General features: G+C 72.1%; 27 protein-coding genes. 20 read left to right on the top strand and 7 right to left on the bottom strand.

Going from position 1 to position 24,846, the window contains the following annotated elements; genetic code table 11:
* Window positions 1-32 precede the first annotated feature (32 nt).
* Window positions 33-659 (bottom strand): hypothetical protein, encoded by a 627-nt coding sequence (locus BLR04_RS22535; protein WP_090768704.1) that lies wholly within the window; start codon window positions 657-659, stop codon window positions 33-35.
* Window positions 660-858: 199 nt separating this feature from the next.
* On the opposite strand from BLR04_RS22535, the gene BLR04_RS22530 reads away from it, so the two are divergent.
* Both BLR04_RS22530 and BLR04_RS22525 read left to right on the top strand, forming a co-directional pair.
* The gene (locus BLR04_RS22530) at window positions 859-1,383 is read left to right on the top strand and encodes a sigma-70 family RNA polymerase sigma factor (RefSeq protein ID WP_245740415.1); all 525 of its coding nucleotides are present in this window, start codon (window positions 859-861) and stop codon (window positions 1,381-1,383) included.
* 37 nt (window positions 1,384-1,420) lie between these two features.
* Window positions 1,421-2,116, top strand: a complete 696-nt coding sequence (locus BLR04_RS22525; protein WP_090768702.1) for an anti-sigma factor family protein — start codon at window positions 1,421-1,423, stop codon at window positions 2,114-2,116.
* 32 nt (window positions 2,117-2,148) lie between these two features.
* Here the strand turns inward: BLR04_RS22525 and BLR04_RS22520 are convergent, their stop codons facing one another.
* Entirely contained in the window at window positions 2,149-2,742 is a 594-nt protein-coding gene (locus tag BLR04_RS22520; RefSeq protein WP_090768809.1) for a dienelactone hydrolase family protein, read from the bottom strand.
* 105 nt (window positions 2,743-2,847) lie between these two features.
* Between BLR04_RS22520 and BLR04_RS22515 the strand changes: the two genes are divergently transcribed.
* Window positions 2,848-4,038, top strand: a complete 1,191-nt coding sequence (locus BLR04_RS22515) for an FUSC family protein (RefSeq protein WP_143022146.1) — start codon at window positions 2,848-2,850, stop codon at window positions 4,036-4,038.
* A gap of 4 nt (window positions 4,039-4,042) precedes the next feature.
* Here BLR04_RS22515 and BLR04_RS22510 read toward each other — a convergent pair whose 3' ends face one another.
* Entirely contained in the window at window positions 4,043-4,984 is a 942-nt protein-coding gene (locus BLR04_RS22510) for an ornithine cyclodeaminase family protein (RefSeq protein WP_090768698.1), read from the bottom strand.
* Window positions 4,985-5,101: 117 nt separating this feature from the next.
* On the opposite strand from BLR04_RS22510, the gene BLR04_RS22505 reads away from it, so the two are divergent.
* The 4 genes from BLR04_RS22505 to BLR04_RS22490 all read left to right on the top strand — a co-directional run bounded on the left by BLR04_RS22505 (window position 5,102) and on the right by BLR04_RS22490 (window position 8,586).
* Window positions 5,102-6,007: an ABC transporter ATP-binding protein gene (locus tag BLR04_RS22505; RefSeq protein ID WP_090768696.1), complete on the top strand. Its 906-nt coding sequence runs from the start codon at window positions 5,102-5,104 to the stop codon at window positions 6,005-6,007.
* A gap of 159 nt (window positions 6,008-6,166) precedes the next feature.
* The gene (locus BLR04_RS22500) at window positions 6,167-6,718 is read left to right on the top strand and encodes an ABC transporter permease (RefSeq protein ID WP_342672292.1); all 552 of its coding nucleotides are present in this window, start codon (window positions 6,167-6,169) and stop codon (window positions 6,716-6,718) included.
* Between the two features lie 3 nt (window positions 6,719-6,721).
* Window positions 6,722-7,960 carry a sensor histidine kinase gene (locus tag BLR04_RS22495; RefSeq protein WP_090768692.1) on the top strand — a complete coding sequence of 413 codons (1,239 nt, stop codon included), beginning with the start codon at window positions 6,722-6,724 and terminating at the stop codon, window positions 7,958-7,960.
* The gene (locus BLR04_RS22490; protein WP_090768690.1) at window positions 7,957-8,586 is read left to right on the top strand and encodes a response regulator; all 630 of its coding nucleotides are present in this window, start codon (window positions 7,957-7,959) and stop codon (window positions 8,584-8,586) included. The genes BLR04_RS22495 and BLR04_RS22490 overlap by 4 nt, the downstream gene beginning before the upstream one ends.
* A gap of 74 nt (window positions 8,587-8,660) precedes the next feature.
* Here the strand turns inward: BLR04_RS22490 and BLR04_RS22485 are convergent, their stop codons facing one another.
* On the bottom strand, window positions 8,661-9,353 hold the full coding sequence (locus BLR04_RS22485; RefSeq protein ID WP_090768688.1) for a winged helix-turn-helix transcriptional regulator: 693 nt from the start codon (window positions 9,351-9,353) through the stop codon (window positions 8,661-8,663).
* A gap of 174 nt (window positions 9,354-9,527) precedes the next feature.
* On the opposite strand from BLR04_RS22485, the gene BLR04_RS22480 reads away from it, so the two are divergent.
* The 9 genes from BLR04_RS22480 to BLR04_RS22440 all read left to right on the top strand — a co-directional run bounded on the left by BLR04_RS22480 (window position 9,528) and on the right by BLR04_RS22440 (window position 15,527).
* Window positions 9,528-9,779, top strand: a complete 252-nt coding sequence (locus tag BLR04_RS22480) for a MoaD/ThiS family protein (protein ID WP_090768686.1) — start codon at window positions 9,528-9,530, stop codon at window positions 9,777-9,779.
* Window positions 9,780-9,883: 104 nt separating this feature from the next.
* Window positions 9,884-10,546 carry an LmeA family phospholipid-binding protein gene (locus BLR04_RS22475; RefSeq protein ID WP_090768684.1) on the top strand — a complete coding sequence of 221 codons (663 nt, stop codon included), beginning with the start codon at window positions 9,884-9,886 and terminating at the stop codon, window positions 10,544-10,546.
* A gap of 37 nt (window positions 10,547-10,583) precedes the next feature.
* Window positions 10,584-11,096: a sigma-70 family RNA polymerase sigma factor gene (locus tag BLR04_RS22470; RefSeq protein ID WP_090768682.1), complete on the top strand. Its 513-nt coding sequence runs from the start codon at window positions 10,584-10,586 to the stop codon at window positions 11,094-11,096.
* Window positions 11,096-11,881, top strand: a complete 786-nt coding sequence (locus BLR04_RS22465; protein WP_090768680.1) for an anti-sigma factor family protein — start codon at window positions 11,096-11,098, stop codon at window positions 11,879-11,881. Before BLR04_RS22470 ends, BLR04_RS22465 begins: the two co-directional genes overlap by 1 nt.
* A 36-nt stretch (window positions 11,882-11,917) precedes the next feature.
* Window positions 11,918-12,334, top strand: coding sequence for a thioredoxin family protein (locus BLR04_RS22460; protein WP_090768678.1), 417 nt, complete (start codon window positions 11,918-11,920; stop codon window positions 12,332-12,334).
* Window positions 12,335-12,547: 213 nt separating this feature from the next.
* Window positions 12,548-12,961, top strand: a complete 414-nt coding sequence (locus BLR04_RS22455; protein ID WP_090768676.1) for a DUF4395 domain-containing protein — start codon at window positions 12,548-12,550, stop codon at window positions 12,959-12,961.
* Entirely contained in the window at window positions 12,958-13,797 is an 840-nt protein-coding gene (locus tag BLR04_RS22450) for a sulfurtransferase (RefSeq protein ID WP_090768674.1), read from the top strand. Before BLR04_RS22455 ends, BLR04_RS22450 begins: the two co-directional genes overlap by 4 nt.
* Window positions 13,794-14,099: a DUF1416 domain-containing protein gene (locus BLR04_RS22445; protein WP_090768672.1), complete on the top strand. Its 306-nt coding sequence runs from the start codon at window positions 13,794-13,796 to the stop codon at window positions 14,097-14,099. Before BLR04_RS22450 ends, BLR04_RS22445 begins: the two co-directional genes overlap by 4 nt.
* Window positions 14,100-14,207: 108 nt before the next feature.
* Window positions 14,208-15,527 (top strand): hypothetical protein, encoded by a 1,320-nt coding sequence (locus BLR04_RS22440; RefSeq protein WP_143022144.1) that lies wholly within the window; start codon window positions 14,208-14,210, stop codon window positions 15,525-15,527.
* Here the strand turns inward: BLR04_RS22440 and BLR04_RS22435 are convergent.
* Genes BLR04_RS22435 through BLR04_RS22425 form a run of 3 tightly spaced genes read right to left on the bottom strand, consistent with a single transcriptional unit; the run spans window position 15,517 to window position 17,650 of the window.
* Window positions 15,517-16,353, bottom strand: a complete 837-nt coding sequence (locus BLR04_RS22435; protein WP_090768669.1) for a hypothetical protein — start codon at window positions 16,351-16,353, stop codon at window positions 15,517-15,519. The genes BLR04_RS22440 and BLR04_RS22435 overlap by 11 nt on opposite strands.
* Window positions 16,350-16,991, bottom strand: a complete 642-nt coding sequence (locus tag BLR04_RS22430) for a hypothetical protein (protein WP_090768667.1) — start codon at window positions 16,989-16,991, stop codon at window positions 16,350-16,352. The genes BLR04_RS22435 and BLR04_RS22430 overlap by 4 nt, the downstream gene beginning before the upstream one ends.
* A complete protein-coding gene (locus BLR04_RS22425) occupies window positions 16,991-17,650 on the bottom strand; it encodes a hypothetical protein (RefSeq protein ID WP_090768665.1) in 660 nt (219 codons plus the stop codon). The genes BLR04_RS22430 and BLR04_RS22425 overlap by 1 nt, the downstream gene beginning before the upstream one ends.
* A gap of 168 nt (window positions 17,651-17,818) precedes the next feature.
* Here BLR04_RS22425 and BLR04_RS22420 point away from each other — a divergent pair, with 168 nt between their 5' ends.
* The 4 genes from BLR04_RS22420 (at window position 17,819) to BLR04_RS22405 (ending at window position 24,844) form a co-directional block, all read left to right on the top strand.
* Window positions 17,819-19,756 carry a hypothetical protein gene (locus BLR04_RS22420; RefSeq protein ID WP_090768663.1) on the top strand — a complete coding sequence of 646 codons (1,938 nt, stop codon included), beginning with the start codon at window positions 17,819-17,821 and terminating at the stop codon, window positions 19,754-19,756.
* Window positions 19,757-19,828: 72 nt separating this feature from the next.
* The gene (locus BLR04_RS22415; protein WP_143022143.1) at window positions 19,829-22,810 is read left to right on the top strand and encodes an ATP-binding protein; all 2,982 of its coding nucleotides are present in this window, start codon (window positions 19,829-19,831) and stop codon (window positions 22,808-22,810) included.
* 101 nt (window positions 22,811-22,911) lie between these two features.
* On the top strand, window positions 22,912-24,141 hold the full coding sequence (locus BLR04_RS22410) for a MurT ligase domain-containing protein (protein WP_090768661.1): 1,230 nt from the start codon (window positions 22,912-22,914) through the stop codon (window positions 24,139-24,141).
* Window positions 24,131-24,844 (top strand): type 1 glutamine amidotransferase, encoded by a 714-nt coding sequence (locus tag BLR04_RS22405; RefSeq protein WP_090768659.1) that lies wholly within the window; start codon window positions 24,131-24,133, stop codon window positions 24,842-24,844. Before BLR04_RS22410 ends, BLR04_RS22405 begins: the two co-directional genes overlap by 11 nt.
* The last annotated feature ends 2 nt before the right edge of the window (window positions 24,845-24,846 follow it).

Below are 24,846 nucleotides of genomic sequence, written 5' to 3'. Positions count from 1 at the left end.
GCGGCTGAGGCCTTGGAAGCGGCTGAGGTCCGTCACGGGAGCGGGGTCACCTCGGCGCGCAGCGCCGCGACCGCCTGCTGCGGGTCGTCGGCGAAGAAGCGGACCGAGGTGATCTCGGCCCGGCCGCCGAGCGGACGCGTGACGGTGACGGGCCCGGTCAGCTCCACCGTGACGTTCGTCTGCGAGGAGACCGCCACGGTCAGCCGCCCGTCCTTGACCGTGACCATCCCGCTCTCGTTGTAGGTGCGACCGGCCCGTACGGAGGCGACGCGGTCGCGGGGGACACGCGCGTCGAGGTAGGCGCCGTACCTGATGCGCAGCTCGGTGGGGGTGACCACATGGGGACGTGTCGCGCAGGCCGCCGCGGTCGCGAGACCCCACAGCAGGCCGTACGCGTCGAGGAGCAGCACGCCGTAGCGCAGCCAGTCGGGGGCGCCGATCGAGACCAGCAGCAGGTCGACGACGACCGTCTCGACCGCCATGGCGAACAGCATGAGCCCCATCGGGAACGCCTGCTCCTTGGCGTACGTCACGGCGGTCGCGCCGTCCGGGATGCCGTGCCGGCGCCGGACGATCCACAGCCCGACGCTCGCGAGCCCCGCCAGTTCGAACATCAGGACGCGCCACGCGGCTCCGATCACCGGCGTTCCTCTCGTCATGGGATCAAGGACTCCATGAGAAACGTTGACGTCGCGTCAAGGTCAAGTGCCGGCCGGGGCGACCCGTTGTTTATGGCCGGCTGCCGGGAGTGGCGAAAAGCCTGACCGGGCTGCTTTCCCTGGTTACAGTGGCATTCCCGCATCTGAATCCCATACTGGGCTTATTCGTGAGATGCGCAGCGCGAGGAGCCGCCCTTTGGTGAATCACCGCGTAACCGACGAGGCCATGGTCCGGGCCCTCTACCGCCAGTACGGCGCCCCCTTGATGGCCTTCGCCGTCCGGCTCACCGGCGGCGACCGGCGCTGGGCCGAGGACGTCGTCCAGGAGACCCTGGTACGCGCCTGGCGCAACCTTCCCGAGCTGCGCACCGACTCCGGCTCGCTCATGCCGTGGCTCGCCACCGTCGCCCGCCGCGTCGTCATCGACGACCGCCGCCGCGCGGGGACCCGTCCGCTCGACACGGTCGAGGACGCGGGCGACCGGGCCGCACCCGTGGCGGCCGAGGACGAGCGATTACTTCGGGAGATCGTCGTGACCGATGCGATGATGTCGCTCTCGCCCGCGCACCGCCAGGTGCTCACCGAGACGTTCCTGCTGGACAGGACGTTGCAGGAGGCGGCCGAGACCATCGGGGTGCCGGTCGGCACGGTGAAGTCCCGCGTGTACTACGCCATGCGCGCGCTGCGCGTGGCGCTGGAGGAAAGGGGGGTGACGCTCCCGTGACCGAGGCGCGTCACGATGAGGTGGGGGTGACGCCGCGATGACGGAGGTCCATCACGAGGACGTGGCCGCTTACGCGCTCGGCCTGCTCGGGGCGGACGATCGTGCCGCGTTCGAGCGCCATCTGGAGGGCTGCGCCGCCTGCGCGGGTGAGGTGGGCTCGTTCGCCGCGATGGGCGATCTGATGAGGGGCGTGCATCCCGACGACCTCCTGCCCCACCCGCAGGACCCCGAGGTGGAGTCGCTCCTCGTCCGCAGGGCCGCCGCCGAGCGCCGGCGCCGGGGGCTGCACCGCGCGGTCATGACCGCCGCCGCGTGCCTGGTCGTGGCGGCCGGCGTCTTCCTCGCGGCCAGTTCGCTGACCCGGGGGCCGAACCCCGACAGCGTCCACAGCCCCGCCGCCGCCCTGCTGCTGACCGGGCGCACCTATGACGTCTCCGACCCGTCCACCGGGGTGAGCGGTCGGGTCGGTCTGGAGGACAAGGGCTGGGGCACGCACGTGGCGCTGGAGCTCAGGGGCGTCAAGGGGCCGCTGCAGTGCCGTCTGATGGCCGTGGGCGACGACGGCCGCTCGGAGGTCGTGGCGAGTTGGGGCGTCCCCGACAAGGGGTACGGCGTCCCCGGCGCCCCCGACCCGCTCCTCCTGCACGGCGCCACCAGCCTCACCCAGGACGACCTCAACCACTTCACCATCCAGACCATGGACGGCCGCATCCTCGCCACCGTCGCCGTGTGACGGTCGGTCTCGCCGCCGTTGCTGTGTGCGGGTCAGGGGGTGAAGTGGGTGGTGAACCAGGTGCGGGCGTGGTCGGCCACGGACTCCAGGGCGCCGGGTTCCTCGAACAGGTGGGTGGCGCCGGGGACGACGGTGAGCCGGCACTCGGTGCGCAGCCGCAGTCCGGCCTCCTCGTTCAGTCTCAGCACCAGCGGGTCGCGACCGCCCACGATGAGCAGGGTCGGGGCGCGCACCAGGGCCAGCCGGGGCCCGGCCAGGTCGGGACGCCCACCGCGCGACACGATCGCGGCGATCTCGTTGTGCGGCTCGGCCGCCGCCCACAGCGCCGCCGCCGCCCCGGTGCTGGCGCCGAAGTAGCCGATCGGCAGCCCTTTCGTGGCGGGCTGCTCCCGTACCCACTCGGTACGCTCCAGCAGCCGTTCCGACAGCAGCTCGATGTCGAAGACGTTCGCCCGGTCGGCCTCCTCGCCGGGCGTCAGCAGATCGAACAGCAGCGTCGCGTGTTTCGCCTCGTTGAGCGCCCCCGCCACGTAGCGGTTGCGCGGGCTGAGCCGGCCGCTGCCGCTGCCGTGCGCGAACAGCACCACCCCGACGGCCCCGTCGGGAACGACCAGGTCACCGGACATCACCGCACCTCCCGTCCTGAGCCGCCGCTACCCGGGACGAGCAGCTCTATCCGGCGCGAAGGTGGGCATGCCAAAAGGACGAACAGGTCTTTCCAGGGGAAAACGGTGGATTCGGATAACAACCAGGCGCGCCATGCCGCCGCACCGCCGCTCGAACGCGTGGCGTCCGGCACGAAGGCGACGCTGCGGCGCATGCGCACCCTGGGCCTCGAACGCTGGCTGCGCACGGAGCGCGAGGCGTTCACCCAGACGATCAAGATGACGGGGGCGTGCCTGCTGGCCTGGTGGCTGGCCGCGTACGTGCTCAGGGTCCCGCTGCCGGTGCTCGCGCCGATCGGCGTGCTGCTGACCATGTCGGTGACCGCCTACGGCAGCCTCGTACGGGGAGCCCAGCAGATCGGGGCCGTGGTCGTGGGCGTGGGGGCCGCCACCGTGCTGATCTGGCTGCTCGGCTCCAACGCGCTGACGCTGGCCATGATGGTGGCGGCGGGTCTGGTGCTGACCCGCCTGCTCAACCTGCCCCCGCAGAACGTGCAGGTCCCGGTGACGGGCCTGCTGGTGTTCACGCTGGGCCACACGTACGGGCTGGAACGCCTCATGGACGTGCTCGTCGGCGTCGGCATCGGGATCGCGGTGAACCTGCTCGCCCTGCCGCCCCGGTTCGTCGACAAGGCCGCCCACGAGCTGGGCAACCTGTCCGACGAGCTGGCCGACCTCGCACAGGACATGTCCACCGGCCTGCGCGACGGGTGGGACGGCGCGATGGCCGCCGGATGGCTCTTCCGGGCGCGTGCCCTGGAGCGGCGGCTGGAGCACAGCGAGGAGGCCGCAGAGACGGCCGCCGACTCCCTACGCCTGTCGCCGCACCGCAGACGCTACGCGGGACGGTTGCACCAGGTGGCCGAGGCCGCCACCTGCCTCGACCACGCCTGCAACCAGCTCAGGCACCTCGCGCGGAGCCTCGCCGACCTGATCGCCGGCGAACGCGGCCTGCCCGGCGAGCACGGCGCGAACCTGCCGGAACCCGTGGCGGACGAGCTCGCGGTGCTCTCACGCGCCTTCCGCTCCTTCAGCCTGCTCCAGTACGGCTGCGCGACGAAGGCCGACCTCGACGACCTGCGCCTCACCCTGCGGGACGGCGCACGCACCCAGGAGGAGCTGGCCGCGCTGCTCCCCCGTACCGGGCAGATCGAGCTGCGCCTGCTGCACGGGGCGCTGCTCGACGACTGCGCCCGCATCCGCCACGAGCTCAACCCCGACACCGGCCCGCACAAGGCCGCCTTCCCCGCCCTGTGACCGCTCAGGCGAGCAGATCCACGCCGACGCCCGCGCCGCGCCGTTCGGCCTCCTGATAGGCGACCCAGGCCAGGGCGAGGTCCTGCCAGGGCAGCCCCACGGGCGCGTACACGGAGATCTCGGCCTCGCCCGCGCGGCCGGGGTGCTCGCCGCGCAGCAGCTCGCCGAGCGTGGCGTCGGCGGCGGAGGCCGGCAGCCCGGCGGCGGCGAGCGCGCCCATGCAGGCGGCGAGGTCGCGGTCGTCGACCACCAGCAGCGCCGCGCGCAGCAGGTCGGCGGCCAGCTCCTGCTTGCCCGGCTCGTCGGCGCCGAGCGTGGTGAAGTGCTGCCCTGGACGGGCGTCGGCCAGCCCCAGCAGCGCCGCCCGCGACCAGGTCGCCAGCAGGACGACGTCGGCGCCCGCCGCGACCTCGGCGGCCGACCCGGCGACCTTCCCGCCGTGGTCGTCGGCGAAGGCGGCGGCCCGGTCGGGGTCGGTGTCGTGCACGACGAGCTCGCCGCGCCGGCCGAGCGCCCGCAGGCCGCGCACCATCAGCTCCGCCTGCGCGCCCGCGCCGACCACCCCGATCACGGCGTCCGCGCCGGGACGGCTCAGCAGGTCGGTGCCGAGCGCGGCGGCCAGGCCGGTGCGCCAGGCGGTCACGGTGGCCGAGTCGAGCAGCGCCAGCAGCTCGCCGTCGGCGCCGGAGTGGAGGCAGATCACCCCGCGCAGGGCCGGCCGCGCGTGCGGGAACTTGGCGTTCACCTTCACGGTGTACGCCTCGACGCCGGGCAGCAGGCCGGGGATCAGCGCCGTCGCGGTGCCGGGGAACGGCAGGTCGGTACGCACCCGCTGCCCGGACACCGTCGCGGAGTCGGCCACCAGGAACCCCTCGCGCAGCGCCGCCAGGCACGCGGAGGGGTCGAGCACGGCTTCGAGGTCGCCACGGCTCAGCACTCTCGTCATCCCGCCATGATCCCAGCTCACTCCGGCATCCACCGATCGGTTGATGCCGCGGATCCACCGATCGAGCCCCCGCCCGGGCGATCCGGCGGGAGGCCCCGCTGCCGCACCCTCGACACCATGACAGTCATCGAAGTACGTAACCTGCACAAGAGGTACGGCGAGCGCGTGGCGGTCGACGGTGTGTCGTTCACCGTGGAACGCGGCGAGGTCTTCGGCGTCCTCGGTCCCAACGGAGCCGGCAAGACCACCACGGTGGAGTGCGTGTCGGGGCTCAGGAGTCCCGACTCGGGCACCGTCCGGGTGCTGGGGTCCGACCCGGCCGCCGTCGGTTCGGGGCTGCGTCAGCGGGTCGGGATGCAGCTCCAGGAGAGCCACCTGCCCGACCGGCTGCGGGTGGGGGAGGCGCTCGACCTCTACGCCTCCTGCTACCCGGCGCCCCTCGACCCGCGGGCCCTGCTGGACGAATGGGGGCTCGCCGACCTTCGCGACAGGCCCTTCGCCAAGCTCTCCGGCGGGCAGAAGCAGCGCCTGTTCATCGCGCTCTCCCTGGTCGGCGGCCCCGAGCTGGTCGTGCTGGACGAGCTCACCACCGGGCTGGACCCGCACGCCAGACGGGACACCTGGGACCTGGTCGAGCGCATCAAGGAACGCGGCGTGACCGTCGTGCTGGTCTCCCACTTCATGGAGGAGGCAGAACGCCTCTGCGACCGCGTCATGGTCATCGACGGCGGCCGGGTCGTCGCGCTGGACACCCCGGCGGGGCTGACAGCGCGTACGGTGCCGCCGCAGCGGATCCGGTTCCGCACGTCGGACCCGTTCGACGCGGAGCTGCTCAGCGGTCTCCACGAGGTCGCCTCCGTCACCGTGACCGGGTCGCGGGTGGAGGTCACGGGGGCGGGCGACCTGCTGCACGCCGTGACCTCCGTGCTGGCCGGGCGGCACGTCGTGGTCGCCGACCTGAGAGCCGACCGACCCACGCTGGACGACGCGTACGTCGCCCTGACCGGAACGAGGACGCCATGACCAGGCTCACCCGCTACGAGCTGAGATTGTTCCTGCGCGACCCCGCCTCGATCATCGTGACCCTCGTGCTGCCCGTGGGCATCGTCGGGGTGTTCGCCCTGATCCTGAAGCCCGCGATCGAGGCAGACCCGATCGCGACGTACTTCCCGGGCGGCGGCGATCACCCTGGGCCTGGCCCAGCTCGGGCTCAACCTCATGCCCACGACCCTGGCGGGATACCGGGAGAAGGGCATACTTCGACGCATGGCCACCACACCGATCCCTCCGTCGCGGTTGCTGCTGGCGCAACTCGCGGTCGGGGTGCTCTGCGCGGTGGCGTCGCTGGTCACGGTGGTCGCGGGGGTGCTGGCGTTCGGGTTCGAGCCGCCGGGGCTGGTCGTCGCGGCGCTGGCCACGTTCGCGCTGGGCGTCCTGGCGATCTTCGCGATCGGCATGCTGGTGGCCGCCGTCGCGCCGAGCACGCGGGTGGCGACCGGGATCGGCGTCTCGCTGTTCTTCCTCGGCATCGCCTTCGGCGGGGTGTTCACGCCGGCGGAGACGATGCCGGAGTTCGTCCTGCGGGTGAGCGACTACACGCCTGTGGGGGCCTTCATGCAGGCGCTGCGGGCGAGCTGGGGCGGCGACTGGCCGCAGCCGCTGCACCTCGCGGTGCCGGCCGTCTACGCGCTCGGGTGCGGGCTGCTCGCCGCGCGGCTCTTCCGGTGGGAGTGACAGGTGGCGCGGAGTGCGGCGATCTGGACGGAGCCGGACGACCCCGGCGGGCGCCGCGGCCGGTGGATCTTCCCGGCCGTGGCGTACGGACTGCTGGCCGTGGGCCTCGTGGGCGCCTGGGCGACCGGGAGGCTCACCGCCGAGGCTGGCTGGATGGCGGTCCCGGCGGCCGTCTGGGTGGCGTCGCTGGTGTGGATCTATCCGCGGCGGGCCGAGCGCAGGGGCCTCGCCGTGCTCCACTACGCCGGGCTTCTGGTCCTCGGCGGAGCCCTGGTGACGGTGAGCTCGTTCTTCACGATGTTCCTGTCGGTCGCCTACCCGATGGCGGGGGCGATGCTGCCGAGGCGGGGAATGATGGCCGGGGTCGCCGCCACGGCCATCGTCATGGTCGTCGCCCAGACGGGCCCAGGCGCGCTCGGCGCGGGCCAGGTCAACCTCGTCGTCCCGTTGCTCGGCATCGCCCTTCCGATGCTGTTCGCGGGGTGGCAGCTCACCGCCGAGAGCGAACGCCGGCACCGGACCAACGTACGGCTCCAGGCGGCGCTGGAGGAGAACGCCGGTCTGCACGCCCAGCTCGTCGTCCAGGCCAGGGAGGCGGGTGTGCTCGACGAGCGGCAGCGGCTGGCCAGGGAGATCCACGACACCATCGCCCAGGACCTCGTCGCGCTGGTCACCCAGGTGCGCGCGGCGACCGGCGCGGACGACGACCCTGAGCTGCGGCGCCGCCACCTGGACAACGTCGCGGTCCTGGCCGACCGGGCGCTGACCGAGGCCAGGCGGTCGGTACGGGCACTGCGCCCGGCCCCGTTGCTGGACGCCCGGCTGCCCGACGCGCTCGCGGAGATGGCCGCCCGCTGGGGCGAGTCGTCCGGCGTCGTGCCCGAGGTCGAGGTGACCGGCACGCCGCGGGTGCTGGCCTCGGCCGTCGAGGTCACCCTCTTCCGGGTCGCCCAGGAGGCCCTGTCGAACATCGCCAGGCACGCCGGTGCGCGGCGGGTGGGGGTGACGCTGTCCTACCTCGACGACACGGTGCTGCTCGACGTGCGCGACGACGGGACGGGGTTCGACCCGGCGGCCGGCGGCTCCCGCGGCGGGGGCTTCGGCCTGGACACCATGGCCCAGCGGGTGCGGGGCGTGGGCGGCACGCTGTCCGTGGAGAGCGCGCCCGGCCAGGGCACGGCCGTGGCCGCCGCGGTTCCGGCGATCCCGGCCGACCCCGGCGGCACCGAGGAGGCGACGTGAGCACGACGATCCGAGTGCTGATCGTGGACGACCACCCGATCGTGCGTGACGGGCTGCGCGCGGCCTTCAACGCCGCCCCCGACATCGAGGTGGCCGGCGAGGCGGCCGACGGGGCGCAGGCCGTACGGCTCGCGGGCGAGCTGGCCGTCGACGTCGTGCTCATGGACCTGCGGATGCCGGAGATGGACGGCGTGCAGGCGATCAGGCGGCTCAGGAAGAGCGCGCCGGAGATCAGGGTGCTGGTGCTCACCACCTTCGACAGCGACTCCGACGTGCTGCCGGCCATCGAGGCGGGGGCGACCGGCTACCTGCTCAAGGACGCGCCCACCGACGAGCTGCTGCGAGCCGTACGGGCCTCCCATCGTGGGGAGACGGTGCTCGCGACCTCGGTCGCGGGTCTGCTGGTCGGGCAGGTCAGGAAACCCGCGAGAGGCGGGCTCAGCCCGCGCGAGCTCCAGGTGCTGCGCCTCGTCGCCGACGGCGCCACCAACAGGGAGGCCGCGGCCAGGCTGTTCATCAGCGAGGCCAGTATCAAGACCCATCTGCTGCACGTCTACGCCAAGCTCGACGTGCGCGACCGCGCCTCCGCCGTGGCCGAGGCCTACCGCCGCGGCCTGCTCGACTGAGCTCGGCTGCATTCCAGGAATTTACGCTTTATGGGGGAAATTCGGGGTTAAGACTCGACGGCTCGAAACGGGGGTCAGACGTTGGCGGTGTCGGCGCGGTCGGGAACGAAGCGGTAGCCGACGTTACGGACCGTGCCGATGAGGGATTCGTACTCGTTGCCCAGCTTGGCGCGCAGTCGCCGGACGTGCACGTCGACCGTGCGGGTGCCGCCGAAGTAGTCGTAGCCCCAGACCTCCTGCAGCAACTGGGCGCGGGTGAAGACCCGTCCGGGATGCTGGGCGAGGTACTTGAGCAGCTCGAACTCCTTGAACGTGAGGTCGAGCACCCGGCCGCGCAGCCGCGCGGTGTAGGTCGCCTCGTCGATGGTCAGGTCGCCGCTGCGGATCTCGTCGGGGACGTCCCCGGTGGCGGCCTGCGAGATGCGGCCGGTGGCCATGCGCAGGCGGGCCTCGACCTCGGCCGGCCCGGCGCTGTCGAGCAGCACGTCGTCGACGCCCCACTCGCTGGTCATCGCGGCCAGCCCGCCCTCGGTGACGATCACGAGGAGCGGGCAGTCGATGCCGGTGGTGCGGATCAGCCGGCACAGGCTCTTGGCGTGGGCGAGCTCCTTGCGCGCGTCGACGAGCACCGCGTCGCTGGGCGGGGTGTCGATGAGGGCGGACGCCTCCGCCGGTGAGACGCGGACCGAGTGGAGCAGCAGACCGAGCGCCGGAAGCACCTCCGAAGAAGGCTCGAGGGCGTTGGTCAGCAGGAGCAGATTGCTCATCACGGCCTCCTCAAACGCGCAGGGACCCGGGGGCTACGTTGCCCAGGTCCCTCCGTGAGGATATCCCACGAGTATGGAGCGCTCATTGCGTGACCAGCAGGTGAACACCCCGTCCGCTGAAACGAATGCGTTAAGGCGGACGCACAATAGGCCTATATAGATTGTGAGGATGGCATGGCCATAGGAAAGGTACGTTATTGGGCCGCGGCCAAGGATGCGGCCGGTGTTCCCGAGGAACAGTTCGACGCGGAGACCCTGCGCGATCTCATGAGCAAAATCACACAGGACCGCGCCGAACTCGCCCGCGTCGTGCAGCGCTGCTCGTTCCTCGTGGACGGCGCCCCGGTCGGCAAAAGGGCCCATGACGAGGTGATTCTCGCCGACGGGGTGACGGTCGAGGTGCTGCCGCCCTTCGCGGGAGGCTGAGTGGGAGGCTGGGCGGACGCGCGGCGCCCGGCGGACACGGGTGAACGCGCGCCCCGCGCGGGAATGAGTGACCCCAGCCACCCCCGGCCCGAAGCAGGAGCCCCATGCGGAAGCTGATCATCTCCCTGATCGTGCTCATCCTCGTCCTTGTCGCGCTCGACCGCGTGGCCGTGGCCGGGGTCCAGCGCGACCTGGCGAACCGGATCGCCGCGAGCGCCGACCTCAGCGGCACGCCCACGGTGACCATCGAGGGCGTGCCGTTCCTCACCCAGGCGCTCTCCGGCCACTACCCGGAGGTGCGGTTCGACCTCGGCACGCTGACGTACGGTGGTGTGCCGGTGCGCGACCTGCGCGGCGTGGCCTACGACGTGACGGCGCCGCTGGGCGACATCCTGCGCAACCGTCCCGACGTCCGGGCCGGGCGGGTCACCGTCAGCGGCACGCTGACGAAGCAGACCCTCGACAGGTTCGCGCCCGACGGCATCAAGATCGGCAGCGACGGGAGGCGCCTGACGGCGTCGGGAGAGGTCATGGTGGGGGCGAACAAGCTGAAGATCGACGCCACGATGCGCGTCGAGGTGACCGACGGCCGCATCAGACTGCGGGCGGAGAAGGTCGAGGGCGTGCCCGACGCGGTCGCCCAGCTGATGACCTTCGACCTGCCGTTCGACGGTCTACCGTTCGACGTGCGCCTCACCCGGGTCAGGAGCGTGCCGCTGGGCCTCGAGTTCACGGCCACGGCGACTGACGTGCCGATTCGTGGATGAGGTCGAACCGCTTCGCCCCGCCGTACGTGATGGGGATGTGAGCGCAGCGGGCACCGCCGACGAGGAACTCGTGAAGACCCTCTTCGACGAGCACGCCGGGCCGCTGTACGGCTACGTCCTGCGACTGACCAATGACTCAGGACGGGCAGAGGACGTCGTCCAGGAGACCCTGCTGAGGGCCTGGCGGCATCCCGAGGCCCTGGCCGGAAGGCCGATCAGGGCGTGGCTGTTCACGGTGGCCCGCAACCTCGTCGTCGACCAGCATCGCGCCAGGAGGTCCCGGCCGCCGGAGACGGGCGACGAGGCCCTCGCCGTCGTCCCGGCCGAGGACGAGCTGGAGCGCGCCGTCGAGTCGTGGGCGGTGGCCGAGGCGCTGGCGGCGCTGCGGCCCGAGCACCGCGACGTGCTGCAGGAGGTCTACTACCGGGGACGGTCGGTGAAGGAGGCGTCGGAAACGCTCGGCATACCGCCAGGAACCGTCAAGTCGCGCACGTACTACGCGCTGCGCGCGCTCAAACTGGCGCTCGAGGAACGGGGGCTGGCGCCGTGATGACATGCGAGGAGGTCAGGATCGCGCTGGGCGCGCACGCTCTCGGCGCGCTCGACGAGGACGAGGCGACCGAGGTCGACCTGCACCTCGCCACCTGCGAGGCGTGCGGGGCGGAGCTGCTCGACCTCGAAGGCGTGGCGGGTTTCCTGGGCAAGGTGTCGGAGCGCGACGTCGAGCTGGTGGCGAGCCCGCCGCGCCAGGTGCTCGAGCGGCTGCTGAGCGACCGCGCGAGGCGCACGAGGCGGGCCCGCGCGCTGCTGGCCGTGGCGGCCTCGGCCGCCGTCCTGGTGACGGGCGGCACGGTGTGGACGGCCGTCCAGAGCTCGCACGGCGGCGGCTCGACGTCGGTCGTGGCGGCCTCGGCGCCGCCCGCGCCCGAAAGCCGCGCCTTCCAGGCCGACCAGGCGCCCGAGACGCTCGCGCGCAAGGCGGTGCCGTCGCCGAACGCCGAGGACCGGCAGCTGCAGGCGGTCGCCGGCCAGGAGTTCCCCGGAGCGAACCGGCCCAAGGGCTACACCGCCACCGTGACGGCCTTCCCCGCGGCGGCCGGCACGGAGCTGGGCGTGGTGGTCGGCGGGGTGCCGTCCGGCACGAACTGCCGGCTCGTCGTGGTGGCCCGCGACGGCCGGCACGACACCAGCGGCAGCTGGGTCGTCGGCGCCGCGGGCTACCAGGACAACGCCGCCTACCAGCTGCGGACGACGCTCGCCCTGCGCGACATCGACAGGTTCGAGGTCGTCGACGGCACGGGCGCCCTGCTCGTCGAGATCCCGGTGGAGCGGTAGGGAAGCAATCGCGCGCCCGCGCGGTTGCACCCGACGATGGCTGGTTGGTGGGTGGCGCCGGCGACGCCGGCGCTCGCGACGACGATCGGGGTGATCAGGCTGCGCCGCGACGGACGCGTACGCGACAGCGACGGCACGCGGCTGTCGGCGGACGACCTCGGCGCCGTGCTGGGCGAGCGGGCCACGCTCGTGCAGTTCTCGACCGCGTTCTGCCAGCCGTGCCGGGCGACCAGGCGCATCCTGGCCGACGTGAGCGCCCTCGTGCCGGGGGTGAGCCACATCGAGATCGACGCCGAGTCCCGGCTCGACCTGGTGCGCCGGCTGGGCGTCGTGCGCACGCCCACCGTCCTCGTCCTCGACTCGACAGGGGCCGTGGTGAAGCAGGCGGCGGGCCTGCCGCGCAAGGCGGACGTGCTGGTCGCGCTGGCCGGCGCGACGTCGGAGGACCGGTGACCCGGTCCGTCCGTTCCATCTCAGCAACCGGACGAGATGTGACAGATGGCGAGACGCCGAGTAATCTCGTCCCCGTGGGACCATCGACAGAGCTGCTGACCAAGCGACGCGCGGTTGATTTCTGCCGCGTCGCCACTGCGCTCTGTCCCGCTGCCTGAGGACGATCGTGCGGACATCCGTTCCGCTCCCGTCGAGCCTTCAGGAGCATCCGCGATGCGTGCCGACCCCAGAGCGCTGCGCTTCGGCGCGGCCGTTACCTCCCTGGTTCTCGCCGCCGTCCTGGTGACGGGGAGTTCAGGGCTGCTCACCTTCCAGGTCCTGGTCTTCGCGTGCGGAGTCGTATGGCGTTCGCCGTACGCGCTGCTCTTCATGGCGGTGGTCAGGAGCGCTCCGACGTACACCGAGGATTCCCGTCCGCCCCGCTTCGCGCAGGGCGTCGGGTTGGTCTTCGGGGTCGCGGGGTTGATCGGATACCTCGCCGGGATCACGCCGCTGGCCCTCGTGGCCACGGCCGCGGCACTCCTCGCCGCCTTCCTCAACGCAGCCTTCGGATTCTGCCTCGGCTGCGAGATGTACCTGCTCGTCCGTCGCCTGCTACCCGCTGCCACAACGGAGGTTTCTCAATGAGCCGCTCTGCCGCCCTGGTGGACGCCGACTGGGTCGAGGCCAACCTCGACAACCCGAAGGTCGTCCTCGTCGAGGTCGACGAGGACGTCAGTGCCTACGACAAGGGCCACATCCGTGGCGCCGTGAAGGTCGACTGGAGGACCGACCTCCAGGACCCGGTCCGCCGCGACTTCGTCGACAAGACGGGCTTCGAGGCCCTGCTGTCCGACCGCGGCATCGCCAACGACGACACCGTGGTGCTCTACGGCGGCAACAACAACTGGTTCGCCGCCTACGCGTACTGGTACTTCAAGCTCTACGGCCACCAGGACGTGAAGCTGCTCGACGGCGGGCGCAAGAAGTGGGAGCTCGACTCCCGCGAGCTGGTGCGCGACGTGGCCGAGCGCGCGAGGACCCAGTACGTCGCCACCGAGCAGGACGCCGGCATCCGCGCCTTCCGCGACGACGTCGTGGCCGCGATCGGCAAGCTCAACCTGGTCGACGTGCGCTCGCCCGACGAGTTCACCGGCAAGCTGCTGGCTCCCGCCCACCTGCCGCAGGAGGCTGCCCAGCGCGGCGGCCACGTGCCGACGGCCCGCAACATCCCCTGGTCGAAGGCTGCCAACGACGACGGCACCTTCAAGTCCGACGACGACCTCAAGACCCTCTACCAGGAGGCCGGCGTCGACTTCGGCAAGGACACCATCGCCTACTGCCGCATCGGCGAGCGCTCGGCGCACACCTGGTTCGTGCTGCACGAGCTGCTCGGCCAGGACAACGTGAAGAACTACGACGGATCATGGACCGAATACGGCTCGCTCGTGGGCGTGCCGATCGAGCTTGGAGAGGCACGATGACCACACCTGCACAGGGATGCGGCGCACCGGAGCAGACCGTGGCGCTGCCCGCCGGGATCGATCTGACCAACCAGGCCGTCATCCAGGGCGTGGTGACCGGCGCCGGCACCGCCTACGCGCGGCTGCTCGACCACTCCGGTGAGTTCACCGGCGAGGTCGTCGTGTCCGACGAGGGCGTCTTCCGCTTCTTCGCCGCTCCGGGCGACTGGACCGTCCGCATCATCGCGGGCGGCGGCGTGACCCGCGACGTCCAGGTCGAGGCGAAGCTGGGCGAGGTCGCCCAGCTCGCGGTCGCCGTCTGACGGCCGTACCTCCGTACGAGGCCCGCGTCCTTCCTGGACGCGGGCCTTCGCGTTCGTGACATCCGGTACGGGTGCGCTGCAAGGTGGCGTAACGCTACGATTCCACGGATGTCCGGTTCGACAGGCGTGGTGTCACCCGCAGGACCTGGGCCTGCGCCGGCTCAGCGGCTGCCGTCACCGTATGCGCTCCCCCTGCACGCGATGCGCCTGGCGGGCAGGTGCGCGCTGCCGCTCGTCCTGTGGTTCTCCGCCGGTGAGCTGGCCCGCTGGGTCGTGCTCTACGCCGCCACCGAGATCTCGCACGGCTCCTGGTGGCAGGCCCGCCTGGTCGCGACCACGGCGCTCGTCACGGTCGTGATCCTCATCTCCATGACGGTCACCACCGGCATGTTCCTGGCCCTGCGCGGCGCCCTGTGGGAGACGGCGGCCCGCAGACGCGACGGACAGCAGGACGAGAGGTTCTGGGGGGCGCTCGACCGCGTGGCGCCCGCCTTCGCGGCGATCTACCTCGCCTGGGAGCTCTACTACGGCGACGCCGCCGACTTCTACGCCATGGACAGGTTCCACAACCTGGACGACGACTTCTACACGCCCCTGCTGAACAACGTGGCGAACGGCACCGACGAGAAGATCACGTACGGGATGGGGCTGATCGGCCTCGACTGGAAGGTCTCGCTGGTCGCCATGGTGGTGACCTTCGGGCTGCGGGTGCTCTTCTCCCGCATGGTGGAGAAGGGCTCGGGGCGGTTCGCGGGGGTCGCGGCGGCCTTCGCCGAGTTCGCGTTCGTCTTCTGCGGCCTGAACGCCATCGGCGCGTTCGCCCAGCTGCGCGGCGACTGGACCTCGCACCGCGAGGTCGTGGGGGTCGCGACGGACGCGTGGGAGCACGCGAAGGAGAACGTCCCCGGCTGGGAGGCGTTCTGGAACTGGGCCGCGGACGTCTGGCCGCACGTCACGCGGGCCCTGGTCGAGCCGCTCACCTGGCTGGCCATCGCCGCGCTGATCTTCGGCGCGTCCGTGGCCGACACCCGCCGCGCCCTGCGCGGCACCCGGCTGGAGCGCGGAGTCGACCGGCTGGAGCGCACCCACGACTACACCCAGCAGGCGGTGGACCGGTTCGTCGGCGGCATCAGGGACCGCTGGGTGCCCGTGCTCAACGCCTTCCGGATCACCTTCCGTGGCGGCATGGCGCTCTTCGGCTTCACGTGCCTGCTCTACGTGGGCGTGTCCGTGGGCGTCGAGTACCTCGACCGGGCCGTCCGCACGCTGATCGGCTCCGACGTGCCCTTCCTGTGGCTCGTGCTGGGCAAACCGCTCGGCTTCCTCTGGGCGCTGCTGCACACCTGTCTCGTGTACTGCGTGCTGGCCGCCTCGTTCGACATCGCGGCCACGCGGGCGCGGCTGCGCGGCGAGGACATCACCGCCTGAACACGAGCACGTCCTTGTGCTTGGCCTTCTCCTGCTCCGCCGGGTCGGTCGGCACGGCGAGGAGCTGGTCGGTCGGGGTGTCCGACCGGTAGGTGGTGTCGGGCCGCAGGCGCAGCTCCACCTCGCCGGCGACCCCCTCGGGCACCACGGCGTTGGCGGTGTAGGTGTACGGCTTGCCGACCACGGCGTCGTCGATCGCCACGTCGTCCTCGGTGATCTCCACCGCCCACGCGCGGCCGGCGCGGTCGCGCAGTTCCAGCTCGGGCCGGCCGGTGAGCCTGATGCCGGTGGCGTCGACGCCCTTCCTGGTGACGACGATCTTCACCCACTGCCGTCCTGGCGGGGTCGGCTGGGGCGCCTTCATGGTCTCGATCGACGCCTGCCACGACACGTGCTCGAAGGTCTTCTCCTTGCCGGCCGCGACCGTGTGCACGATGTCGGACGGCTGGCCGCCCTTGTAGAACAGGTACGCGTCCACGGTCGGCGCACCGGCCGCCAGCACCAGCGCGACGGCCGCCGCCACCCCCATGAGCAGGGTCCTGGGCCGGCGCGGCGGCGGCTCGGCGACCCCGCCGACGGGGCCAGGCGCGCGCGGCGGCAGCGGACGCGTGTCCGGCAGGGCGGGGAAGGGCTGCGTGGCGCCCTCGACCGACTCGGCGGGCGCGGGCGGCGGCCACACCCGCTGGTCGGGGAAGGTCCGTCGGCGGCGCGGTCGCGGGCGCGGGGGTTGCGGCGGGCGGACGGGCCGGGGAGGCGCGGCCGGCTCGTTGTCCGGCTGGCCGGGGGGAGGGGCGAACCAGTCGCGCCCGGGCTCGTTCTGGCTCATGGTTTCTCGTTCAGGTCGAAGATCTCCGCGGGGGCGGAGCTGAGGCGCTCTGCGGTGGCGTCGTCGATGCCGAGGTCGATCTGGGCCTCCGGAGGCAGCGGCTCGGTGTACAGGCCGGCGACCGGCAGCCCGAACACGGCCTGCGCGCCGGGCAGCGCCGACGCCGGCACCTCGAACACGAACCGGCCCTTGGACCACCAGCCGGGCTGGATCCAGTAGTAGGCGAGCGTACTGTCCTTGTTGACCTTGTCGGTCGCCGCGAATCTCCTGCCGTCGGCGGTGAGCAGCGTGGGCATGCCGAGGTGCAGCGGTGTCCGGGGCGAGGTGGCCGCGGCGTCGACCACCAGGAAGAGCTGGTCGGTCGCCACCGTGTCGTCCAGGGCCTTCACCGCCTTGGCCGTGGACACCTTGTCGACCCGTACCGAGAAGCGGCCCGCGTCGACGTCCTCGCCCTTCGCGCCCACGTACGTGAGCGGCATGGCCTGCTCGTCGCCGGTCAGGTCGAAACTCTGGACCCAGATCGCCCCGGCGGCGAGCGCCAGCCCCACGACGACGTGCAGCCCCGCGGCCGCGCGCCCGCGACGGCGCTCCGGCGCGCGCCGAACCGGCGGGCTGGCGGGGAGTTCGGTGGTGGTCATCAGGCCCCCTGTGACTCGACCGGCAGGGTGATCGTCGCGACGACCTTGTGGTTCTCCACGTCCTCCAGGGCTTCGCCCTCCGTCTCGAGGAACCACCGTGACGTGTCCTCGAGGCCGTTGTGCAGCTTCTCGAACGCGCCGAGCTCGTAGCTGACGCGGTCGGGCGGCTGCGCCGAGCCCTGCAGCTCGTAGCGGGCGACCACAGTAGCGGGGACCGCCGGGTGGAGCTGCGCGGACTTGACGCCCTTGGACAGCACGAACAGCTCTCCGCCCCACTCCGAGGGGATGTGCGGGGTCATCGTCAGCAACGAGCTGCCGAAACCGAAGCCGGAGCTCTTGCCGGAGGGCAGGCTGCCCACGTTGACCGTCTCGTCGGTCTTGTTCGTCACGTTGAGCACCACGTCGAGGTAGCGCTTGTCCGTGCCGAAGTCGTCCTTCGCGCGCTCGACGACGAGTTTCGACTCGACGAACCGTACGGCGAACGACCCTTGATCCAGCAGCTGGCCGGGCCTGAGCTGCTGCGGCGGCGGCTCGGGGCGGTCGTCCAGACCGCCGAGCCATGCGGTGACGCCGACGGCGGCGGCCACCAGGACGGCGGCCACGGGCACCGCTACCGGACGCGTGCGCCGCTCAGGGCTCTTGCCGGCGGGTTCCGTCATGGCAAAGGATGGTAATAGGTATCGCTTGTCCCATCTGCCGCATTGTTCCCGTCGGAATGGCGGAATTGCCGAGAACCCTGCCGCTACCGGGGGTATAGCTCATACGCTGTCACGGAGCGGAAAGGGCCCGTCTCACCCCTAATGACATATCGGCAGCCGGAGGGTCACGTGACGGACGTGCATCCCGAGCATGCCCAGCTCCAGGCAGATCGCATCTACCTGGGCTGGCAGTACATCCTGCTGCATCCCGATCCCGGGCCGCCCCCTAAACGCCCCTCACCCGCCGAGGGCGCCGGCCCGTCCGAGCCCGACGCCGCCGACGCCGAGCTGCTGCGCCGCGAGCGCCTCCAGGAGGACATGCTCAACCGCCCGGTACGGCTCGTCCGCCTGTTCATGCTGATCCTCGCCGTACTGATCCTCGCGGTGGCGCTGACCGGCTACCTCGCCTGGCAGTTCGCCGCGGTCGCGCTCGTCGCGGCCGGCGGCGTCGCGGGCATCTGCAGCTACGCCCTGGTCCAGGGCGACCGGGCCGTCCGCTACCGCGTCCAGGAGCAGCAGGCCAGGGACGAACGCCTGCGCCGGCAGCGCGACCAGGAGCTCTTCCAGGCGCAGGAGGAGCACGCCCGGCGCTACCGCGAGTGGCAGGAGGCCAAGGACCGCCACGACAAACAGCTCACCTGGTACGCCGTGGCGGTGCCCGACGAGATCGACCGCATCGACGTGGCGGGCGGCACCCTGCCCGGCTGGTCGGCGCTCGTCACGCTGCTCGGCGCGACCCGCCTCTACAGCGGCGGCCACCTGACCGTGCTCGACCTGTCGGAGGGCGCGATCGCCAAGGACCTCATCGAGCTGGCCCGCAAGGGCGGCGACGAGCCGCTGGTCTGGGTGCTGCCGGTCGACCTGCCCAAGCTCGACCTCGGCGCCACGCTGAAGCCCGAGGCGTTCGCCGACGTGCTCGCCCACGTGGTCAGCGTCAGCGAGGAGCACCGCACCACCCGCGACCTCAGCTTCGACAACGCCATCCTCGAACGCGTGCTGGAGGTGCTCGGCGAGAACGCCACGATCAGCCAGGTCACCGCCGCCCTGCGGGCCCTCGCCCAGGTGGGCGACCCGCGCGACGACCTGCGGTTCGGCCTGATCACCGCGGCCCAGCTCGAACGCATTGGCACGCTGTTCGGCCGCGGCGTGAGCGACCGGGTGGTGATCGAGCGGGCGTGGGCGCTGGAGTCGCAGTTACGCAAGCTGGAGACCCTCGGCACCCAGGCGGTACGCCTGCCGCCCGCCCGGCTGCGCGTGGTGAGCATGGACCGCCAGGCCGGCGTGTTCGGCAACCGGGTGCTCGGCACGTACGTCGCGACCGCCCTGACCCACATCCTGCGCCAGTCGCCCGCCTCCGACCGGCCCTGGTACCACACGATCATCGTGGCGGGCGCCGACAAGCTCCGGGGCGACGTGCTCGACCGGCTCATGGACGCGTGCGAGACCTCGCGTACCGGGCTCGTCCTGACGTACCGCTCGCTCACGCCGACCGTACGCGAGCGGCTCGGCAGAGGGCACGCGGCGGTGGCGTTCATGCGGCTCGGCAACGCCGAGGACGCCCGGGTCGCCAGCGAGCACGTCGGCACCGAGCACCGGCTCGAACTCGCCCAGCTCACCGAGACGATCAGCGAGACGCTGCCGGGACTCGACGGCGGCTACACCTCCACGATCGCCCAGGTCGAGGACGGCCACGAGGGCCACGACGACGCCCCCACCGACCTCGCGGGCGACCTCACCGCGTCCACGGAGTGGGGCAGGAGCGCCGACCGGATCTCCGAGAAGGAACGCGTGCTGCAACGTTCACGCGAGTTCCTCGTCGAACCGCACCGGCTCCAGCAGCTCCCCACCACCGCGGTGATCGTCACCGACGCCACCGCCCAGGGCCGGCGCGTCCGCCTGGCCGACGCGAACCCGGCCATCCTGACCTTCCCGAAGACGACGCTCGGCGAGCTGGAAGAGGTCCGCGAGGCGGTGCTCGGGCTCGACCCCGGTGACGGCGACGGAGATCCCCCTCCGAACCTCGGACCGCCCCCGCCACGCCTGGACTGGCGCAAGGGCAGGCAATGACATGGTCAATGTCAAGGCGACGAGCTGACGGTTGGCGGAATTTACTGAAGAACCGTCTGTGGGGGATTAAAGATGCAGCCGAGTGTCTCGCTGAGTGGGCCCTGGTATCGAATCCAGTCGATCGCGGCACCGTCGCGAAGCTCGTCGGCGGAGTGGGATTTCGTCACCGTGCTTCCCGCGGTGCTGTCGGCGGCGCAGCGCGACCGGCCGTTCGTGATCGGATGGCTGTCGCGCGGAAGCGGCGCGCCGCTCGAACTCATCACCAACGCCGGGCCGCTGTCGCCGCCCCGGCAGCCGCGCCGGGCCACCGACCCGCCCGGACTGCCGAGCGGCCCGCAGCCGCTGCTCTTCCCCGGAGGAGCGCGCGGCGTCCAGCTCAGCGAGGAGTACCTCGCCGACCTGGCCGACCTCGTCTGGACGCCGTGCCCCGGCCGGCAGGCGCCGCCGCTCGGCGGACGGGGCCGCGAGTACGCCGAACTCGACTCCGACGAGCTGAAGCGGCCCACGCTCTTCGAGTCCACGCTGGTGACGCTGATGTCGCGGCCGTTCGGCTGGCTGGTCGTCGCCGAGCCGACCGACCTGCTGGACGCCGAGGTGGCCCACCTGCGCACGCAGCTCAACGTGCTGCGTCAGTACGGCGACGCCTCCGAGCGCTCGCGCTTCGACGCCGAGCGGGCCGAGCGGCGCATGCAGGAGCTCGACGCCTTCCGCGAGGCCGGGCTGTGGAACGTCCGCGTGCTGGCCGGCGGCGCGACGGCCGACGAGCTGCGGCAGATCGCGCCCGTCCTGGTCGGCTCCGTCGAGATGAGTCACCACCCGTACCGGCTGCGCAGCTCGCACGGCGCCGTCTACGCGCTGTCGGAGGCCCTGGCCATCACCATGCAGGACCCGGCCGACGGCGCCGCCGCGCCCTTCGCCGCCACCGCCGGGGCGCTCGCCGCACTCGCCGGGCTGCCCCGGCGGGAGGTGCCGGGCGTCCGCGTCCTGGAGTCGGGGTACTTCGACGTGACGTCGGAGACCGAGGGCGGCGAGCTCGAACTCGGCGAGATCCTCGACGGCCAGGACCGCGGCGTCGGGTCGTTCCGGGTGCCGCTGGCGACGCTGAACCGGCACGCGTTCATCACGGGCGCGACCGGGTCGGGCAAGTCGCAGACCGTCCGCCACCTGCTGGAGCAGCTCAGCCAGGCCCGTATCCCGTGGCTCGCCATCGAGCCCGCCAAGTCCGAGTACGCCGCCATGGCCGGCCGCATCGAGGGCCCCGTCACGGTGATCAACCCGTCGGCGCCCGAGGGCGTGCCGTTCAGCGTCAACCCGCTCGAACCCGAGCCGGGCTACCCCGTCCAGGCGCACATCGACATGGTCAGGGCGCTGTTCATGGCGGCGTTCGACGCCGAGGAGCCGTTCCCGCAGATCATGTCGCTGGCCCTGCAGCGCGTCTACGAGGCCACCGGCTGGGACGTCGTCACCGGCGGCGCCGTGCCAGGCTCGAACGTCCCGCCCAGCGTGCCCACGCTCGAACAGCTCCAGCAGCACGCCATGGACGTGATCAAGGAGATCGGCTACGGCCGTGAGGTCCAGGCCGACGTCGAGGGCTTCATCTCGCTGCGGCTGCGCTCGCTGCGCGTCGGCTCGGCCGGGCGCTTCTTCGAGGGCGGCCACCCCGCCGACATCGGCGGCCTGCTCGAACGCGACGTCGTCCTCGCCATCGAGGACGTCGCCAACGACGAGGACAAGGCGTTCCTCATGGGCACGCTGATCATCCGGATCGTCGAGCACCTGCGCATGCGCGCCAGGAAGGAGAAGTCGCCGGGGCTGCGCCACGTCATCGTGATCGAGGAGGCCCACCGGCTGCTGCGCGACCGCGGCCACGGGCGGGCCTCCACCCACGCCGTGGAGCTCATCGCCGGGCTGCTCGCCGAGATCAGGGCGTACGGCGAGGGCATCGTCGTCGCCGAGCAGATCCCGACGAAGCTCGTCTCCGACGTCGTGAAGAACACCGCGCTGAAGGTCGTGCACCGGCTGCCCGCCGAGGACGACCGGCGGCTCGTCGGCGCCGCCATGAACCTCAGCGACGAACAGTCCCGCCACGTCGTGTCGCTGCAGCCTGGCTCGGCCGCGGTGTTCGCCGACGGCATGGACCGTCCGCTGCGGGTCCGCGTGCCGCTGGGGGAGTCGCGCGAGAAGGCCGTCCCCGGTCCGCCGCCGCCCATCAGGGGCCGCCGCTCGGCGGCCTGCGGCGCCCAGTGCCGCAACGGCCTGGCCTGCACGCTGGTGGAGCTGCGCGAGGCCGATGTGCTCGCCGACGCCCCCGACTGGGCGTGGCTGCGTATCTGGTGCGACACGGTGGTGCTCGCGTTCGTCACGAACCGGCCGCTGCCGGGCGTACCGCGCGCCCTGTCGGCCGCCTGGGGCGACCTGCCGGCCCGCCGCCGCGAGTGCCTGCTCGCCACCCTCGTCGAGCGTTCCGTGCAGCGCCGCGCCTGGGCGCTGCGCAGCTGGTTCGACCCGGCGCTGCTCACGGAGAAGGCCGCCGAGACCGCGGGCCGCCTGCTCGGCGGCCAGGACAACGGGGGCGAGCGACCTGGCGCGTCGTGGGTCATCCCGCAGGTGCGCTGGCTGCACGAGGTCGACCGCCTCTTCCCGTACGGCCACCCCGCCCCCAACCTGCGCAGCCCGGCCCCGCCGATGGAGTACGCCCTGTTCCGCTCGCAGAACGGCGGCGAGTACGGGGGGCACGCCGAGCTGCTCGGCCACCGGGCCAAGGCGCTGCGGCACCACCCGCTGTCCATGGAGGTCGACCACAACAGGGCGCTCGCCTGGCGCGTCATCCTCGGCGACGACGAGCACGAGGGCGTCCACCGCGACATCACGACCGTCGCGATCGGCGTCGAGGCCTCGGCCCGCATCCGGCACGTCGGACAGACGATGGGGTCCGGCTGGCTGGAGGGCGTGCTGTCGTGGCCGCGCAGGTTCGTGCTGCCGTTCGACCACGGCGGCGCCCCTGAGCTGAGCTTCACCGAGCTGCCGGCGCCCGCTCCCGTACCGATGGGGTGACCCGCCCGAGGCGGCCGGTACAGGCCGCCAGGGAAGGGCACAAGCGGGATTTCGCGTGCGACTCCCGAACTACGGGGCAACGCCGACTAGGATCCTTGCCCATGACCCAGCTTCCTCTGCGGGCCCAGCTCGCCAGTGCCCTGGGACGCAGCGCCGCCACGCTGTCCCGGATGACCGGGCGCGGTGACGGCTCTGTGATCGGCGGGCGGGTCGGCCTGCTCCTCGAACCCGACCTCCTGCGCAAGCTGGCGCGCGACCGCAGGTTGGCCCTCATCAGTGCGACCAACGGCAAGACCACCACGACGCGGCTGGTCACCTCCGCGCTGCTCGAGCTCGGCGAGGTGGCCACCAACGCCTTCGGCGCCAACATGCCGGCCGGTCACGTCTCCGCACTCTCCCAGCACAAGAGCGCCCCCTACGGCGTTCTGGAGGTCGACGAGAAGTACCTGCCCGAGGTGCTCGACACGACCGGCGCGGGCGTCGTGTGCCTGATGAACCTCAGCCGCGACCAGATGGACCGCGCCGGCGAGATCTGGCTGCTCGCCCAGAAGTGGCGCAGGGCGCTGGCCGGCAAGCCCACCCACGTCATCGCCAACTGCGACGACCCCCTCGTCACCTGGGGCGCCTCGACGGCGACGCAGGTCACGTGGGTCGCGGGCGGGCAGCGCTGGAAGGAGGACTCCTGGAGCTGCCCCGAGTGCGGCGGCCCCCTCGAGCGCAAGGACTCCGACTGGGGCTGCCTCGAGTGCTCCTTCCGCCGTCCGCAGCCGCAGTGGACGCTCGACGACCAGGTGGTCGTCGACCCGCGCGGCCAGCGATGGCTGCTCGACATCCAGCTGCCCGGCCTGGCCAACCGCTCCAACGCGGTGATGGCGCTGGCCGTGGCCGAGGTGTTCGGGCTGCCGGTCGACCGGGCGCTGCCCCGGCTGCGCGAGGTCCGCTCTGTCGCGGGCCGCTACACCACCGTCGAGCGCGACGGCAGGAGCGCCCGGCTGCTGCTGGCGAAGAACCCGGCCGGCTGGCTCGAGGCGTTCGACGTGTCCGACCCGCAGCTGCCGATCATCCTGTCGGTCAACGCGCAGGGGCCAGACGGCCGCGACACCTCCTGGCTGTGGGACGTCAACTACGGCATCCTGCGCGGCCGCCCGGTCTTCGTCACCGGCGAACGCCGGCTCGACCTGGCGCTGCGGCTCGACGTGGCCGAGGTGCCGTTCACGCTGTGCCGGACGTTCTCCGAGGCGCTGGCCATGCAGCCGCCCGGCCGGGTCGACGTGATCGCCAACTACACCGCCTTCCAGCAGATCCGATCGGAGTTCGGACGTGCCCTCTGACAGCGCGCTGCGCATCGTCTGGATCTACCCCGACCTGCTGAGCACGTACGGCGACCAGGGCAACGTCCTGGTCCTGGAGCAGCGTGCGCGGCGCCGGGGCATCCCGACGGAGACGATCCACGTACGCTCGTCCGACCCGATTCCCGAGACCGGTGACATCTACCTGATCGGCGGCGGTGAGGACCGCCCGCAGATCCTGGCGGCCGAGCGGCTGCGCCGCAACAGCGGCCTGCACCGCGCCATCGCGAGCGGGGCGGCACTGCTGGCGGTGTGCGCCGGCTACCAGATCATGGGCAGCACGTTCGGTGGCGAGGAGGGCCAGCCGGTCCAGGGCATCGGCCTGCTCGACATCTCCAGCTCGCGCGGCCCCGCGCGGGCCGTCGGCGAGCTGGTCGCCGAGGTCGACTCCGCGCTCGGGCTGCCGGTGCTGACCGGCTTCGAGAACCACATGGGCGTCACCCACCTCGGCCCAGGCGTCCGGCCGCTGTCCAAGACGGTGGCGGGCATCGGCAACGGCGACGGGTTCGAGGGCTGCTACGCGGGCCACGTCGTCGGCACCTACCTGCACGGCCCGGCGCTGGCCCGCAACCCCGCGCTGGCCGACCTGCTGCTGTCGTGGCGGGTGGGCCAGCTGGCGCCGCTCGACGACCGGCACTTCGAGGCGCTGCGCCGCGAACGCCTCGACGCCGTTCTGCAGGGCTGACT

Source organism: Nonomuraea maritima (genome assembly GCF_900100395.1).
GTDB classification, from domain to species: Bacteria; Actinomycetota; Actinomycetes; order Streptosporangiales; family Streptosporangiaceae; genus Nonomuraea; species Nonomuraea maritima.
This window is presented reverse-complemented; position numbering and strand designations above follow the sequence as displayed.